Here is a 15869-nt window from a genome sequence, read left to right as displayed (position 1 = left end):
GGCTCAAGGCGAGCAACGCCTACTTCACAATTTCAACAGCGACCGGGACATCCCCTAGTAGCCGCCGCCGTAACCGTAGCGCGGACCATAGGCGTAACGTGGACCGTAATAGCGCGGGCCGTAACCATATCCATAACCCGGGCCGTAAGCGCCATAGGCACCGGCCGCCAATGCGCCGGCAGCGATGCCAAGACCGATAGCGGCGCCGCGACCACCGCGCGCCTCAGCGGGTTTCGATGCGATCGACGCCGCGCCGACCGCGGCAACGGTCGCGAGAATAAGAGCTGTCTTTTTCATGTTGCATCTCCTTCGTGTCGAGGAGGCAACGTGTCGGTGTTTGGAAGGTTCGGTTCCAAGGCGCGCAATATCGCGCGGAAATCTTCCAGGAACCAATTGCGTGAGGTCTCCGCAAACGTGGCCCGGAAAAGATAATGGCCCGGAGCGAACTCCGAGCCATCAAACGCAGACGTACATCCGGTCCGCGCTTCCTTGACTCCACAGTGAGTCGAGAAGGTTAATAAATGACTAACTGACCTGCGTGACGGTGTGATGACTGACTCACCCCGTCGGGCCTTCGACCTCCTTCTGATCGCTGTCAGGCAGAACGCCGCTTCCGGGCGTCTTGTGCGCGTCTGTCAGCTCAGGCTTATCGTGCGGGCCGGCCGGCGAAACCTTTTGATCAGGCTTCGGCCGCTTGTCGAAATCGCGGTTCTTTGTCTGCTGTGTCATGCCAATAGAACGGGAAAATTCCGCGTGCGTTCCCTTTGATCGCGCGGTGTTCGCACAAATCGCGTCGTTCCGCCGCACCGGGAGAATTGCCGTGGAACCATCGGGAGGGTATCGACTTGTCCCGCGATACTTTTAAAGAAAAGGACAAATTGTCATGATCAAGAAACTGGCTTTGCTGGCGGCTGCGGCCGTTCTCTATGTCGCAGCGCCTGCAGGCCCCGCGTCTGCGCAGGGCATCAATGTGCAGATCGGCGGCGGTGGCTACGGCCATCATGATCGTGGCTATCATCGCGGCCATGGCTATCGCGAAGGTCGTGCCTATGGGCGCCGCGACTATGGACGTCGCGACTACGGTCACCGCCACCACGGCTGGGATCGCCGCGGTTCGCGCACCAAGACCGTGATCGTTCGCTAACAGCAATCGGTCGTCTTAACGAGGCAGCCTCGCGCAAGCGGGGCTGTTTTCGTTTGCGAGTTTGTCAGCCTCTGCCTGGCTGCGCGGACGCTGCACGCAATCGTGCCGTGGCCATGTATTGCTGCGTGGCGACGAACATGCCCCACATGATGCCAAGCATCATCCAGAAATGGCGCCAGTGGTCGGTGTCGATGATGAAGGCTTCGCCGACCGTGCCGAGATAGGCCGCAAAGACCGCCAGATAGGCGCGCTGCCACGGCACGCGCACGAAGATATAGCGGAAGCCGAGCAAAGCGGTGATGAAGACCAGCGCGGGATAGCACACGCCGGAGATCCATCCGCCGGACATGAAGGCGTTGAGATAGGAATTGTGGGTGTCTTCCGGAAAGAAGCGCGTGAATTGCAGCGGGCCGATTCCGAAAGGCAGATCGAGTGCCATCTGCGCGCCGAGAATATGGCGACCGAACCGGCCGAAGCGGCCTTCGTCATATTTCTGATCGAACGAGGCGCGCTGCTTGAACATGTCGGCGATGAAGTCGAACTGCAGCAGGATCACGATCACCAGCGCCACGACAGCCGCGGCCGCCAGTGCCATGATGATGATGCGCGAGCGCTGACGGTTGGACTGGCTGGTGAGCACCATCAGCAGCAGCATGAAAGCCGATGTCAGCGCCAGCATGCCCCAGGCGGCGCGGGAGAAGGCGAGCAGCACGGCGAGCGCAATGATGCCGAGCGCAACGGCGCTGCGGAGCGAGCGGCCGAAGCCGTCGCTGACAACGCTCTGCAGGCAGAACAGCGCCGGCAGGACAAGGAATGCGCCCAGCACGTTCGGATCCTTGAACGTGCCTGCAGCGCGGCCATAGAGGGTGAACATCCCGGCGCCGGGGATCAGATTCAGATAGCCGAGGATGCCTGCCAGCGACGCGACGAGCGCGCCGACGATCAGGCCGCGGCGCAGCAGATCGATACGCGCCAGCGTGTCCTCGGACATCACCAGCGCGACGAAGATCGCCATGATGGCCATGTACCACGACGTGAAGATCCAGTTCACGACCGGTGTCTTGTCCATCAGGTAGGCCGCGCAGATCGTGTATCCGATATTGACCAGAAACAGCAGGATCAGCAGCGGCACGAACACCAGCCGCATGCGCAGGCCCGACGCGAAGAACACGACCATCGCCGTGAGGGTCGCGATCTCGAAGGGGCTTGGCTCTATGAAGACGATGGCGCCGCCAAAACCCATCGCCCACAGCAGCGCGCGTTGCAGCGTCACCACGGCGGGAGGCGCCGCGGGCGAGGCGATGTAATGATCGGCCGAGGCGTGAGTGCTCATCGTGGCATCACTCTACGCAGGCAGGGTTGACGAGTGGTGTAGGTCGTGGAGGACGTCGGCCAAGGCTGTCATTCCGGGGCGCGGGCGGCGTCAGCCGTGTCCTGCGCCCCGGAATGACAAAGTACGTCGTATTAGTACGCGTTCTCGTTCTTCGTCAGCATTGAAACCGGCGTTTTCAGCATGATGTAGACGTCGAACAGCACTGACCAGTTCTCGATGTAATAGAGATCGAACTCGACGCGCTTCTGCAGTTTTTCCTCGCTGTCGACTTCGCCGCGCCAGCCATTGACCTGCGCCCAGCCGGTGATCCCGGGCTTGACGCGGTGGCGGGCGAAATAGCCGTCGACGGCCTCGTCCAGCAGCTGGCTCTGCACCCTCTGCTGAACGGCATGGGGGCGGGGGCCGACCAGCGACAGATTGTTCTTGAACACCACGTTGAAGAGCTGCGGCAATTCGTCGATGCTCGACTTGCGGATGAAGCGGCCGACGCGGGTGACGCGCTTGTCGCCCTTCGTGACGACGGTCTTGGCCAGTGGGTCGGCCTGGTCGTGATACAGCGAGCGAAACTTGAACACGTCGATGCGCTCGTTGTTGAAGCCGAAGCGCTTCTGCCGGAACAGCACCGGGCCGGGGCTGTCCAGCTTGATGGCAATGGCGACCAGCGCCATGAAGGGCAGCGCGGCGATCAGGATCAGGCCGCCGACGATATGGTCGAACAGCCACTTCATCACCAGATCCCAGTCGGTGATCGGCGCCTCGAACACGTCGAGGGTCGGCACCTTGCCGAGATAGGAATAGGACCGCGGGCGAAAGCGCAGCTTGTTGGTATGCGCAGACAGGCGGATATCCACCGGCAGCACCCACAGCTTCTTCAGCATTTCCAGAATGCGCGTCTCGGCCGAGATCGGGAGTGCGAACAGCACGAGATCGACGCGGGTGCGCCGCGCGAATTCGATGATGTCATCGACCTTGCCGAGCTTCGGTGCCCCCGCGATCGTGTCCATCGAGCGCTTGTCGTTGCGATCGTCGAACACGCCGAGGATATGGATGTCGGAATCTTCCTGCGCATTGAGATCCCTGATCAGCGTCTCGCCATTGGCGTCGGCGCCGACAATGATGGTGCGGCGGTCGAGCCGCCCCTGATGCGCCCAGCGTTTGATCAGCGCCCGCACGACGGCGCGTTCCGCGATCAGGGCAAAGAGACCGACGAAGAAGAATGAGGACAGCCAGACACGCGACACCGCGCCGCCGACCTTGGCGAAGAACGAGACGCCGATGAACAGCAGGAACACGAAGGCCCATGCCGACATCATGCGCGTGAGCTGCTTGATGTGGCCGCGGAAGACCTGCACCTGATAGATGTCGGCAGACTGGAAACACACCACGGCAGCCGCCGCCATCGCGACGATCGCGGCGAGGTATTCCCACCTGACGCCTGCGACTGGCGCGACATACAGCAGGTTGAGCACAATGCCGATGATGCTGAGCATCAGGAAATCGACGACGCGTACGACGCCGGTGATGACGACCGGTGAATAGGCGGTGCGCACCTTCTGGTCGGCAACGGCGAGCGCCTCCGGCGTGAGGCGTCGACGACGTTCGAACCGGCGTTCGCTGGGCGCGTCCGTCCCGGCCGCGTCAATCATTGAGCGTGCGTTGATCGGGTCCAAGGTGAGATGTCCGTTGTTGCGCTGGCATGCGATGTCGCACGCCAAGCCTACCGCTTTTCGTGAGAATTAGCGGACAAATCGGAAGATTTGGTTACAGGTTAAGGAGAGTTAACGTTTCGCAAATGCGCTGCGGTAACCTTCTATGACTCCCGCGACCATCGCGTCCTGAGAGAAGTGTTCCGCGATGCGCTCACGGAGTAATTGTGCGCGGGCGCGCGCAGCGGCGATGTCATCAAGAGCAGTTTTGATCGCCGCGGCCATGGCGTCGACATTGTTCGACGGGAACAAGGCCGATGTGTGCGATCCGAAGATTTCCGGAATGCCGCCCACATTGGCGGCGATCATCGGAATGCCCGCGGCGGCCGCCTCGATCACCACATAGGGCATCGAGTCGCCGCGCGATGGAACCACCAGCAAGCGCCCCTTGGAGAAGCCATAGCGCGGTTTGACATGACCGATGAAGCGCACGGCGTCAGTGAGGCCAAGGCGCTGGATCTGTGCCTTCAGCGCGTTGGTCTCTTCGCCGTCGCCGCCCAATGTCAGGGTGACGGGCTGGCCATCGGCACGCAGGCGCGCGACTGCATCGACCAGCAGATCCGCACCCTTGATGCGGCGGAATTCGCCGACATAGCAGATGTCGGTGGCGTCATCGGCGGGCTCGACGGGATCGAATTCGCCCGAGGTCACGCCGTTGAACACGCATTTCACGAGGCCTGACGGCGTGCCGATCATGCGCTGATAGGTGTCGCGGGCGAAAGCGCTTTCGAACAGGAACAGTTCGGTGCGGTTCATCAGCGCGCGTTCGAGGCGGCTGTAGAACGCGCCTTTCGCGGTATTCTGCGGATAATGCAGCGAACCGCCATGCGGCGTGTAGATACGGATGACGGTGTTCGACTTTGCCTTCAGCCGCACGAAGGCGCCGGCCTTGGCGCCATGGCCGTGCAATACGTCAGGTTTCAACCGGCTGACGAGGCGCATGAACTGCATCCAGACCAGCACATCGCTCGGATGCGGCTCGCGGTGGATCGGCAGGCGATAGGTGCCCAGTTTCAGGCGCGGCGCGATCTCGGCCAGGGCATCGCGGGCGCGGTCGCCACCGGTCAGGCTGTCGGCGACGATGCCGACGTCATGGCCGCGATCGGCCTGGCCGTTGGCGACATCGATGATGTGGCGAAAGATGCCGCCGACCGGCGCGCGGACGGCATGCAGAATGCGAAGCGGCTTGTCCGAAGGTGCGCTCATGATCAGAATCGGCGTTCGCTGACGAGGAGGGGGTTGCCTGGCGCCCCGCGCGCATCGGAAAATCCCTGAAGCAATTGAATCCAATAAGAGGCTTCGTCGTTAAGAAACCGTGTGGACGCTGGTTTCCTCTGCGACGTCCGGTATCAGCCTGCCAATTAACCGCACGGCAACCTTAATCGTATTTAATCGATTCCGTTGAGTAGGCGCAGTGGCGTTTTGGTGGGGTAGGCGATGCGTTTGGCATTCTGGCGTGCAGGCAATGGCGATGCCTCGGTCGAGCGGGCCATCAAGGTCCCCCCGGCGCCCAAGCCGGTTCCGGCTCCCGAAAAGCCCGAGAAAAATTCCGGGACAAATTCAGAGCGTGTGATCGCTGCGTCGGCACCTGATCTCGGCGATCTCGATCTGCGCGCGCTGTGGCAGGCACTGCTGCGCAGGAGGATGTGGATTGTCATCCCGACGCTGCTGGCGCTCGTCGGCTCGCTCGTGATCGTCAACGTGATCACGCCGCGCTACAAATCCGAAGCGCGCATTCTCATCGACGGTCGCGAAAACATCTTCTTGCGGCCAAATGGCGAGCGCAACGAAGAGCGGACATCGCTCGATGCAGAAGCCGTGACCAGCCAGGTGCAGCTCGTGCTGTCGCGCGATCTCGCCCGCGAGATTATCAAGAAGAATAAACTGGCCGAGCGCCCCGAATTCGATCCGGTGCTGCAGGGCGCCCAGCCGTGGAAGTCGCTGCTGGGCCTGCTGGGCATCGGCCGTGATCCGTTTTCCATGACGCCGGAAGAGCGCGTGCTCGATGCCTATTACGAGCGTCTGACCGCCTATGCGGTCGACAAGTCGCGCGTCATCGTCGTCGAATTCATGTCGCGCGATCCCGAGCTTGCCGCGCGCGTCGCCAATTCAATCGCCGACGGCTATCTGGTCATGCAGCAGAATGCCCGGCAGAATCAGGCCAAGGCTGCCGGGCAGTGGCTGTCCGGCGAGATCGACGACTTGCGCAAGAAGGTCAACGACGCGGAATCGCGCGCCGAGGATTTCCGCTCCAAGTCGAGTCTGTTCATCGGCACCAACAACACCTCGCTGTCGAACCAGCAGCTCGGCGAGATCAACAGCCAGCTCAACAATGCGCGGTCGCTGAAGTCGGATGCCGAATCCAAGGCGCGGCTGATCAAGGACATGCTGCAGACCGGCAAGCCGATCGAATTCTCCGAAGTGCTGAATTCCGACCTGATCCGCCGGCTGTCCGAACAGCGCGTGACGTTGCGCGCGCAGCTCGCCGAACAGTCCTCGACGCTGCTCGACAATCACCCGCGCATCAAGGAATTGCGCGCCCAGCTCGGCGATCTCGACAAACAGTTGCGTGACGAGGCCGCCAAGCTGTCGCGCACCTTCGAGAACGATGCCCGCATTGCCAGCGGACGTGTCGATGGCCTCACCAACAATCTCGAGCAATTGAAGCGCCAGGCCTCATCCAGCAACGGTCAGGATGTGCAGTTGCGTGCGCTGGAGCGCGAAGCCAAGGCGCAGCGCGATCTCCTGGAATCCTATCTGGCGAAATATCGCGAGGCGACGACGCGCGAGAACATCGATGCGGCGCCGACCGATGGCCGCATCATCTCCCGCGCCATCGTGTCCAACACGCCCGCCTATCCGAAGAAGCTGCCGATCGTGCTGATCGCAACACTGGCGACGCTGATGCTCACCGCGGGCGGCATCGTCACCTCTGAGCTGCTGCGCATGACCGCGCCGCGCGGCGCGGCGCCGACGGTCCAGGCCGCGCAGGCCCGCGCCACAGAGCCGGTGTTCAAGCCGTTCGTGAATGACGTGCCTGTTGCTGCGCCCGAGCCGCAGGCCATCGTGGCACCGCCCATCGTGCCGGAGCCCGCGCCCGTTGACGCGCCGCAGCCGGCGGTGCGTGACACCCATCCCGAATTGGCGGCTGGCGTGAGCGAAATAGAACAGCTCGCGCAGGAGTTTCGTGCGGCCGGCAAATCGGCGCGCAAGATCACGATCCTCGGCACCGGCCACAATGACAATATCGCGCTCACCGCGCTGACGCTGTCGCGCATCCTGTCGCGCGACGCGAAAGTCGTGCTTGTGGATCTGGCCTCGTCGTCGTCACCGACGCTTGACGCTGTATCGAACGATCCGCGTGCCCCCGGACTGGCCGAGCTGATGCTGGGCGAGGCCTCGTTCGGACAGGTCATCACCAAGGACCGGATGTCCGGCCTGCATCTGGTGGCGGCCGGCCGCGCCGGCGCCGACCGTTCGCTGTTGCAGTCGCCGCGCCTGACCATGGCGCTCGATGCGCTGCTGCGCGTCTATGACCACGTACTGCTGGATGCCGGCACGGCAGCCGATCTGCCGGCGGGACTTCTGACCGACCACGCGCGCGCCGTAGTGGTGCCGGAAGTGACCATGAGCATGGATGCGCGCGAGATGATGGCCGAGCAGCTCAAGGCTGTCGGTTTCGCCGATGTGAAGATGCTGCGCTCTGCCCCGCCGGCCAACGACCCGGTCGGGCCGGGCGGCCGTGTGTTTGCGGCGTGATACTTGCGTTATCTTTCCCCGCGAGCGGGGCTACCGCTGAAATGCGTGGCGCAGCATCTGCGCCATCTGCAACAGGGCCGGGGTCTGTTTCACCAGCCGCTTGGCATGGGCGAAGGATGACAGGCCCATGGCGCCGAGCCTGCCGCGTGTCGTGAGCGGCACGAAACTGTCGAAGATCGGCTCGTCGTCCTTGCAGAACATCCGCTTGTAGTCGTCGCCGCCGATGCCGAGATCCAGCGAGGTCACGCCGCGCTCGGCATAGGCATCGATGATGCTGCGCATCAGGATCAGGCCGGGACTGTATTTCGCATTCTCCGACATGGTGTAGGTGTTGAACATCATCGAGAAGCGGCTGTCGTCGGCAACGCCGGCGAACATCGCGATCACTTCCTCGTCGCAGACCAGCGCGTGGATATCGATAGTGTAGCCATCCGCGCGGGGCGTCGTGCAGGCCTGGCGGATGAAGGCTTCGACGCCGGGCTCGGCGAATACGTTGGGCAGGTTCTGCTCGGCCATGCGCAGCGGCTTGATGGCGAAGAATGCGTCGAGCACGCGCTTGATCTCGGCATCCGTCTTGGCGTGCATGTAGCGATAGCCAGCAAGATTTCGATACTTGCCTTCCTTCGTCTTCAGGCGCTTGCGGAATGAATTGCTGATGCGATCAGTCGGCGCTTCGCCGGGCACCATCTTCAGCACAGGGCAATCATTGGTGGAGGCCTGGCTTGGCAGCAGCGCGAGCGGATTGTCGATGCCGATCCAGCTTTTGGGCTGACGCACCAGCGCCAGAACGTCGACGGTGTCGGTATGTTGCCGGATACCCCGCAGCAGCGCGTCGATATCGGCTTTCGTGGCCTGCGCCGCAAAATCGCGCTGGAACAGCGGCATGTTGAAAGTGACATGCTTGCCGCCGAGATAGCCGGCGACGCGCATGCCGTTCTCGCGGCTGACCGCGAGCGGCAGCAGCAGCAGGGGCTGCTGCGCGGCATCATAGGCGACAACAATGAATGGTCGCAGGCCTTCCTGCGCGCCGATATGGGTCTGCCAGGCAGATTGAAAGTCAAAACGCTGATAGGGGGTGGAGAGCTGTTCGCGCGTCTCGAGGCTGCGCCACACCGGCTCGGCTGCGCTGAAATCGCCGATGACATCGACGCGTGCGATGCGGCTCACGGCTGCCATTGCCACAGGTGTTTCCATCACAGCAGCCATGGTCATCGCGATGCCTGTTTCAGATTTTGTTTAGATTTTCAGATTTGGGCCGACCTTTGCAAAGAAATGTCAACAAACAGTAATGACAATAGGCGACTGGCGAGAGGCATGACGCCGCTTGGGGGAAACTGCGGTGTCATACAAGACCGGTTGGGGCGCGGCGCTCCGCTTTGAAGCCGCCTATCTCGGTGGCTTGCATCGCCTGCTGGAGCGCACGCATGGCGGCGCCGGTATCATCCTCAAATTCGAACGCGTGCGACCGCCCCGGCAGGACGCCTTCCAGCCGCTGAGATCCCACGAGATCACGCCGGGCTTTCTCGACCGCGCCATTCGCGCGCTGAAGCGCTGGCCGCTCGATATCGTCGGCATGGACGAAGCCTGTCGCCGCGCCAGCGCACCGCCTGCGGGGCGCCGCTTTGTTGCGCTGACATTCGATGGCGGCACGCGCGATTTCGTCGATTTCGCCTATCCGCTATTGGCCGCGCATGAGGTGCCATTCACGGTCTATCTGCCGACTGCGTTTGCCGACGGGCTTGGCGCCATGTGGTGGCTGGCGCTGGAGCAGGCGATCGCGACGCATGACCGGATCAGCCTGATCGTCGATCACCGGCAGCGGCATTTCGAGACGGCTTCGGTCGCCGACAAGTATCGCGCCTATTTCTATCTCGATAGCTGGATGCGGACACTGCCGTCGCACGAACTGGCCGTTGCGACGGATGATCTCTGCGGGCGCTACGCGGTCGATCTCGCGTCGCTGTCACGCCATGCGGCGTTGAGCTGGGACGACGTGGCGACTTTTGTGTCGAACCCGAAGGCGACCATCGGCAGCAGCACGGTGAATTATCCCGTCCTGGCCCATCTCGCCGATGCAGAGGCGCTGCGCGAGATCGCGATGGGGCAGGCAGTCGCGACATCCGCGCTGCCATATGAACCCCGGCACTTCGCTTATCCGTTCGGCGATGAGACCTCGTTCGACAGGCGTCACGTCGCCATGACGGCGCAGGCGGGCTTTGCCAGTGCCGTGACGTCGGTCCCCGGTGTCGTCAAGGCCAATGGCGGATCGGATCTGCATGCATTGCCGCGGCTGGCCTGGGACGGCCGGCGACAATCGCTGCGCGCCTTGCGGGTGATGGTATCCGGCGTGATGCTCGGCGCGGGGGCGCGGCGCTAGCCGTCGTCGGATGGTAGAGCGTCTTCGCGAAACCTGTCGCCTTGCGCCGGCATGACGGGTTTCGTTCCGGCACTCCGCGCCTGCGCTCTAGCCATCCTACGATGTCAGCCGACGTCCTGCTCGGGATCGGCCTTGCCCATCCAGCTGATGATCGGCATCGCCGGCAGAACCCAGCCGAGGCCGGCGATCACGTAAAAGGCGGCCTGCAGCCAGCCATTATTGGCCAGCCACGGCGTCTGCGCCACGGTCATGCCGAGCAGCGACCACACCACCACGAGGATCAGCAGAAAGATGGTTCCGAAGAATTTGCGTGTGCGGATGGTCATGACGGAAATGTGCGGTCCAAAGTCGGCCTGGCATCGGGTTAGGCAAAGTGCCCAACTTTGCAGGCCTCTGCGGGCGGACTATAAGGGGCTCGAAATTTCATTCAAAGCGCTGATTTTGGCGCTGATTTCGCTGCTGTTCCCGAGACCCTTGCAATGACCGCTCCGTCCCGAACCCGCCACAAGGAATTACGCCCGGTGCGCTGGTGGCTGATCGCCGTGGCTGCGATGATCGTGGCGATGGTCTTGGTTGGCGGCGCGACGCGGCTCACCGAATCCGGCCTGTCGATCGTGGAGTGGAAGCCGGTGACGGGCGCGATCCCGCCGCTGGATGAATCGCACTGGATCGCGGCCTTCGAGGCCTACAAGCAGATCCCGCAATATCGCGAGCTCAATTCCGGCATGACGCTTCACGAGTTCAAGACCATCTTCTGGTGGGAATGGAGCCATCGTCTGCTCGGCCGCGTCATCGGCATGGTGTTCCTGTTGCCGTTCCTCTGGTTCCTGTGGCGCGGCATCCTGACATCGGAATTGAAGAAGCGGCTGTGGGTGATCTTCGGCCTTGGTGGCCTGCAGGGCGCCGTCGGCTGGTGGATGGTGGCGTCGGGCCTGACCAAGCGCATCGAGGTCTCGCAATATCGTCTCGCCGCGCATCTGATGCTGGCGCTGATCATCTTCGCCGCCATCGTCTGGACGCTGCGGCGCCTGAGCGATCATGCGCCGGTGCTGGCGGCCAGCCGTCTGCGGGTCACCAGTTGGGTGCTGCTGGGGCTGACCTTCCTGCAGCTCTATTTCGGCGCGCTGGTCGCAGGGCTGCGCGCCGGCCGCGTGTTCAACACCTGGCCGGAGATCGACGGCGCGCTGATCCCGTCCGCCTCACGGTTGTTCTTCGAGGACCCGTGGTGGCGCAACATGTTCGACAACACGCTGACGGTTCAGTTCCAGCATCGCATGACCGCCTACGTGTTGTTCGCGCTGGCGATCTGGCATGTGGTCGATGCGATCCGCGCGCGGGCAGGGGCACAGGTTGTCAACGGCGCGCTATGGCTGGCGGCGTCGATCGTGGTGCAGGCGGTGCTCGGCATTCTCACGCTGCTGCATCAGGTGCCCATCGATCTGGCGCTGACCCATCAGGCGGTCGCCATCGTGGTACTGACCCTGGCGATCCTGCAGGTGGAGCGGATGAAGCCGCGCGGGGCGGCGTTGACGGACCGTCAGCTCGACCTCGCGGTCGGCAAGGCTGCCTGACCACCGCGCAGGAGACATCCTGATATTCAGGCTACAGCCATGATGACGTGCGCCTGAATCTTGGCTGCAATCTCGGCGCGGCCATGTCTGTCGGCAATCGCGGACGCGACATAGTCGGTTGCAGATTCCAGGCTTCCTGCATCCCTGGCCTCGATTTCGGTGCGAAGAAGAGTTCCCTGGCAATAGGCAACGGCCGGAAGGCGAGGCGATGATGCACGGCTTTGTTCGGCCCTCGTCTCGATCACCACATCGGAGAAACCTGCGCCCTCCAGTTCGCGACGGATCAGCGCCGTATCGTGATAGCCGTGCGGCGTGCGTGCCAGAAAGCGCGGCGGATCGCCCGGAAAAATCCTTGCGAGCGCATTCGTCACATCATCCGCAAATACATTCTCCTCGATGCGATCCCATACGCTGAATAAAAAATGTCCTCCGGGCTTCAGGACGCGCCTCGCTTCGCGGTAGCCCGATGTGCGGTCGGGAAAGAACATCGCGCCGAACTGGCAGCAAACGAGATCGAAGGCTGAATCTTCAAACGGCAACGCCAGAGCATCCGCCTGCTGCCAAGTGATGCGCGTGTCGGGAGGTTGTCGCGACGCGGCGTAGTCGATCATCGGCTGGTTCAGGTCGGTTACGACATAGCTTGCACCCTGGGGCAATTCCGGCGCCAAGGCACGGGTGACAACCCCGCTGCCCGCGGCGGTTTCCAGAACGGCGGCTGGCGACAAGGACGCTGCGCGTCGTGCAAGATCCGCGGCATATGGCTCGAAAATCAACGGCACCATATAGCGGTCGTAATTTTCCGGAATCCGGCCGGCGAACACCTTGTCGGTTTCCAACATGGCCTGTCACCCGTCATCACGTTTGCTGCTCCAATGACTACCACATGATTGTTGGCTGCGGGGCATTTTCGATGGATTCGGAGGCTGTGGCCGGCGGCGCACCAACGCGTCCGCACCCTAGAACGATTGTAACGGAGTTGACGCAGTCGTGTGGCGGCGCGGCTTTCGCTGATGCGCGCCGCGCAATAGATACGGCACAGCACCACACAGGGTTGGGTCATGTCGTCCGCATTCATTCAGGCTGCCGTCATTCTGCTGCGCGAGGGGCTCGAGGCCATGCTCGTGATTGCGGCGCTGGCCGGCTATCTCCGCAAGTCCGGCGGCGGCCACCGCGTGACCGCGCTCTATATGGGTGCGCTGGCGGCGATCCTCGCCAGCCTGATCGCGGCCTGGGCGTTCGCGGTGTTCAATTCCGGCGATCACAGCGATGTCTTCGAGGCCATCGTCATCCTGTTTGCCGCGGGCCTGATGCTCTATGTCAGCGGCTGGCTGATGGTGAAGCAGGATCCGCGCGGCTGGCAGGATTATCTGGCGGCGAAGGCGGATCATGCCTTGGCGCAGGATACGGGTCTCGCCGTCGCAATGCTGGCATTCCTCGCGGTGTTTCGCGAAGGCGCCGAGACCGTGTTGTTCATCGACACACTGGCCGCCACCGAAGGCGGCTGGAGCATCGCATTGTTCGGCGGTCTGGCGGCGGCGACGGCCGGCCTCGTCGTGCTGTTTTACCTCATCAACATGATCGCCCGGCGCATCCCCCTGCGGCCGCTATTCATCATCACCTCGGCCTTCCTGTTCGTGATGGGCATCAAGTTCATCGGCGAAGCCATCCAGGAATTCCAGGAGCAGGCGATGATTCCGGTCACCGACGCGCCGGGCAGCGCATTCCTGACGGCGATCGGCTTCAATCCGACGCTGGAAGCGCTGTCGATCCAGTTGCTGGTGGTGCTGCTCGCGCTGGCGACCTATGCGGTGTTCCAGCGCCATGCGCGTTTGATCCGCGAAGCGAAAGCGATGCGCGGCCAGGCCTAGCGCTTCTTGACCTCGCCCCGCCTCGCGAAGCTTTGCTTCGCTAGGCGGGGCGAGGGAAGAACTTACGCGTTCAGCGCCTGTTCGAGATCCGCGATCAGATCTTCCTTGTCCTCGATGCCGATGGACAGGCGCACCACGTCGGGACCCGCGCCGGAGCGCGTCTTGGCGTCGTCGTCGAGCTGGCTGTGGGTGGTCGAGGCCGGGTGGATCACCAGCGAGCGGGTGTCGCCGACATTGGCCAGATGCGAGAACAGCTTCAGGTTCGACACAAGACTCACGCCGGCGTCATAGCCACCCTTCAGGCTGAAGGTGAACACGGCGCCTGCGCCCTTCGGCGCGTATTTGCGGGCGAGGGCGTGATAGCGGTTATCCGACAGGCCGGCATAGTTCACTGCGGCTACTTTCGGATGCGCCGACAGCCATTCGGCGATGGCCTTGGCGTTTTCGCAATGGCGCGCCATGCGCAGTGGCAGCGTTTCGATGCCGGTCAGGAGCATGAAGGCGTTGAACGGCGATAGTGCCGGGCCGAGGTCGCGGAGGCCAAGCACGCGGCAGGCGATGGCGAAAGCGAAGTTGCCGAACGTCTCCTGCAGCTTGATGCCGTGATATTCCGGACGCGGCTCTGACAGCATCGGATACTTGTTGTCCTTCGACCAGTCGAAGGTGCCGGCATCGACAATGATGCCGCCGAGCGAATTGCCGTGGCCGCCGAGAAACTTGGTCAGCGAGTGCACGACAATGTCGGCGCCGTGATCGATGGGGCGGATCAGATAGGGCGTTGCCAGCGTGTTATCGACGATCAGCGGTACGCCCGCTTTGCGGGCCACGGCCGAGATCGCCTCGATATCGGTGATCGAGCCGCCGGGATTGGCAATGGACTCGATGAAGATCGCCTTGGTCTGCGGCGTCACTGCCCGTTCGAACGTCGCGATATCATCGCTGTCGGCCCACACCACGTTCCAGCCGAAGCTCTTGAAAGCGTGGCTGAACTGGTTGATCGAGCCGCCATAGAGCTTTCGCGAGGCAATGAATTCGTCGCCGGGCTTCAGCAGCTGCTGAAACACCACCACCTGCGCGGCATGGCCGGAGGCGACGGCGAGGGCTGCAGTGCCACCTTCGAGCGCCGCGACGCGTTCCTCGAGCACGGCGGTCGTCGGATTGGTGATGCGGGTATAGATATTCCCGAACGACTGCAGGCCGAACAGCGAGGCCGCATGATCGCTGTCGTTGAAGACGAAGGACGTGGTCTGGTAGATCGGCGTCGCACGCGCGCCGGTGGTCGGGTCGGGCTGCGCCCCGGCATGGACGGCGAGGGTGCCGAAGCCTGGAATACGATCGTTCATCTTGTCTCCTTAGCGCTTGCCCTGTCGAATAGTCGGTTTGTTGGCGCCAACCTGATGGCGCGCAGCGCCGCCGTCAAGGCGAGGCGGCATTTTGCCCCGACTTCGCAACAGCCATGCTGCGCTGTGTCATTTCAAGGGAAATAAAATCGCGAAACCTGCGATCAGGCGGTGTCGTTCTTGTCTTTGTTGTTTTCCTGCGCGGCGCGATCGGCCGCAGTGGTGCTGCCACCGCCGACGCTGCTGCGATTGAGCGACAGCCGCATGCCCTGGGTTGGAATCGGCGCGCGCCTGGAGCTGAGCGTACGTGAATTGACACCCATCCACTGAATCTCCGACGACAGCCGGCCATATTCAATCTTCGGGCAGCGGTTCATCACCACCTTGATGCCCGCGGCCTCGAGCTTGGCGGCAGCTTCATCGTGGCGCACGCCGAGCTGCAGCCAGACGACCTTGGGCAGCGGATTGAGCGTCAGCGTGATATCGACGATCGGCATCACATGCTCGGCGCTGCGGAAAATGTCGATCATGTCGATCGGGCGGTCGATCTCCTGCAGCGATGCGACGAACGGCTTGTTCAGCAGGCTCTTGCCGACCTGGCCCGGATTGATCGGGATCATGTCGTAGCCGCGTTCGGCGAGATACTTGAACACAAAATAGCTCGGCCGCACGTTTTGCGGGGAGGCACCGACCATCGCGACGGTTTTGACGGTGTTGAGGATCTCGCGGATATAGGCGTCGTTGTAGCTGTCGTGGTTCATTCCGAATTTC

At 62.7% G+C, this 15869-nt stretch carries 14 protein-coding genes; 5 read left to right on the top strand and 9 right to left on the bottom strand.

The features are described 5' to 3' along the window. Positions 1 to 54: 54 nt before the first annotated feature. Complete coding sequence (locus ACEK02_RS21950; RefSeq protein WP_371423667.1) at positions 55 to 297, bottom strand: hypothetical protein; 243 nt, start codon at positions 295 to 297, stop codon at positions 55 to 57. A gap of 586 nt (positions 298 to 883) precedes the next feature. On the opposite strand from ACEK02_RS21950, the gene ACEK02_RS21945 reads away from it, so the two are divergent. Beyond that, a complete protein-coding gene (locus tag ACEK02_RS21945) occupies positions 884 to 1144 on the top strand; it encodes a hypothetical protein (RefSeq protein WP_371423666.1) in 261 nt (86 codons plus the stop codon). Positions 1145 to 1208: 64 nt separating this feature from the next. On the opposite strand, the gene ACEK02_RS21940 is transcribed toward ACEK02_RS21945, so the two are convergent. The 3 genes from ACEK02_RS21940 to ACEK02_RS21930 form a co-directional block, all read right to left on the bottom strand. Further along, positions 1209 to 2477 carry an O-antigen ligase family protein gene (locus ACEK02_RS21940; RefSeq protein ID WP_371423665.1) on the bottom strand — a complete coding sequence of 423 codons (1269 nt, stop codon included), beginning with the start codon at positions 2475 to 2477 and terminating at the stop codon, positions 1209 to 1211. 131 nt (positions 2478 to 2608) lie between these two features. Then, positions 2609 to 4147, bottom strand: coding sequence for an undecaprenyl-phosphate glucose phosphotransferase (locus tag ACEK02_RS21935; protein WP_371423664.1), 1539 nt, complete (start codon positions 4145 to 4147; stop codon positions 2609 to 2611). Between the two features lie 108 nt (positions 4148 to 4255). Next, entirely contained in the window at positions 4256 to 5389 is a 1134-nt protein-coding gene (locus ACEK02_RS21930; RefSeq protein ID WP_371423663.1) for a glycosyltransferase family 4 protein, read from the bottom strand. Between the two features lie 231 nt (positions 5390 to 5620). Here ACEK02_RS21930 and ACEK02_RS21925 point away from each other — a divergent pair, with 231 nt between their 5' ends. After that, positions 5621 to 7942, top strand: a complete 2322-nt coding sequence (locus tag ACEK02_RS21925) for a GumC family protein (protein ID WP_371423662.1) — start codon at positions 5621 to 5623, stop codon at positions 7940 to 7942. 30 nt (positions 7943 to 7972) lie between these two features. Here the strand turns inward: ACEK02_RS21925 and ACEK02_RS21920 are convergent, their stop codons facing one another. Then, positions 7973 to 9154, bottom strand: coding sequence for a GNAT family N-acetyltransferase (locus tag ACEK02_RS21920; RefSeq protein WP_371423661.1), 1182 nt, complete (start codon positions 9152 to 9154; stop codon positions 7973 to 7975). 127 nt (positions 9155 to 9281) lie between these two features. Here ACEK02_RS21920 and ACEK02_RS21915 point away from each other — a divergent pair, with 127 nt between their 5' ends. Beyond that, complete coding sequence (locus ACEK02_RS21915) at positions 9282 to 10319, top strand: polysaccharide deacetylase family protein (RefSeq protein ID WP_371423660.1); 1038 nt, start codon at positions 9282 to 9284, stop codon at positions 10317 to 10319. Positions 10320 to 10423: 104 nt separating this feature from the next. On the opposite strand, the gene ACEK02_RS21910 is transcribed toward ACEK02_RS21915, so the two are convergent. Next, on the bottom strand, positions 10424 to 10645 hold the full coding sequence (locus ACEK02_RS21910) for a DUF2842 domain-containing protein (RefSeq protein WP_371423659.1): 222 nt from the start codon (positions 10643 to 10645) through the stop codon (positions 10424 to 10426). 153 nt (positions 10646 to 10798) lie between these two features. Here ACEK02_RS21910 and ACEK02_RS21905 point away from each other — a divergent pair, with 153 nt between their 5' ends. Next, a complete protein-coding gene (locus ACEK02_RS21905; protein WP_371423658.1) occupies positions 10799 to 11890 on the top strand; it encodes a COX15/CtaA family protein in 1092 nt (363 codons plus the stop codon). A gap of 26 nt (positions 11891 to 11916) precedes the next feature. On the opposite strand, the gene ACEK02_RS21900 is transcribed toward ACEK02_RS21905, so the two are convergent. Continuing rightward, positions 11917 to 12729, bottom strand: coding sequence for a class I SAM-dependent methyltransferase (locus ACEK02_RS21900; protein ID WP_371423657.1), 813 nt, complete (start codon positions 12727 to 12729; stop codon positions 11917 to 11919). A 219-nt stretch (positions 12730 to 12948) separates the two neighbouring features. Here ACEK02_RS21900 and ACEK02_RS21895 point away from each other — a divergent pair, with 219 nt between their 5' ends. Then, complete coding sequence (locus ACEK02_RS21895) at positions 12949 to 13758, top strand: FTR1 family protein (protein ID WP_371423656.1); 810 nt, start codon at positions 12949 to 12951, stop codon at positions 13756 to 13758. Between the two features lie 62 nt (positions 13759 to 13820). Here ACEK02_RS21895 and ACEK02_RS21890 read toward each other — a convergent pair whose 3' ends face one another. Then, complete coding sequence (locus ACEK02_RS21890) at positions 13821 to 15101, bottom strand: O-acetylhomoserine aminocarboxypropyltransferase (RefSeq protein ID WP_371423655.1); 1281 nt, start codon at positions 15099 to 15101, stop codon at positions 13821 to 13823. 161 nt (positions 15102 to 15262) lie between these two features. After that, positions 15263 to 15859, bottom strand: coding sequence for a CoA-binding protein (locus ACEK02_RS21885; RefSeq protein WP_371423654.1), 597 nt, complete (start codon positions 15857 to 15859; stop codon positions 15263 to 15265). Positions 15860 to 15869 lie beyond the last annotated feature (10 nt).

The organism is Tardiphaga sp., assembly GCF_041424195.1.
GTDB lineage: Bacteria > Pseudomonadota > Alphaproteobacteria > Rhizobiales > Xanthobacteraceae > Tardiphaga.
This window is presented reverse-complemented; position numbering and strand designations above follow the sequence as displayed.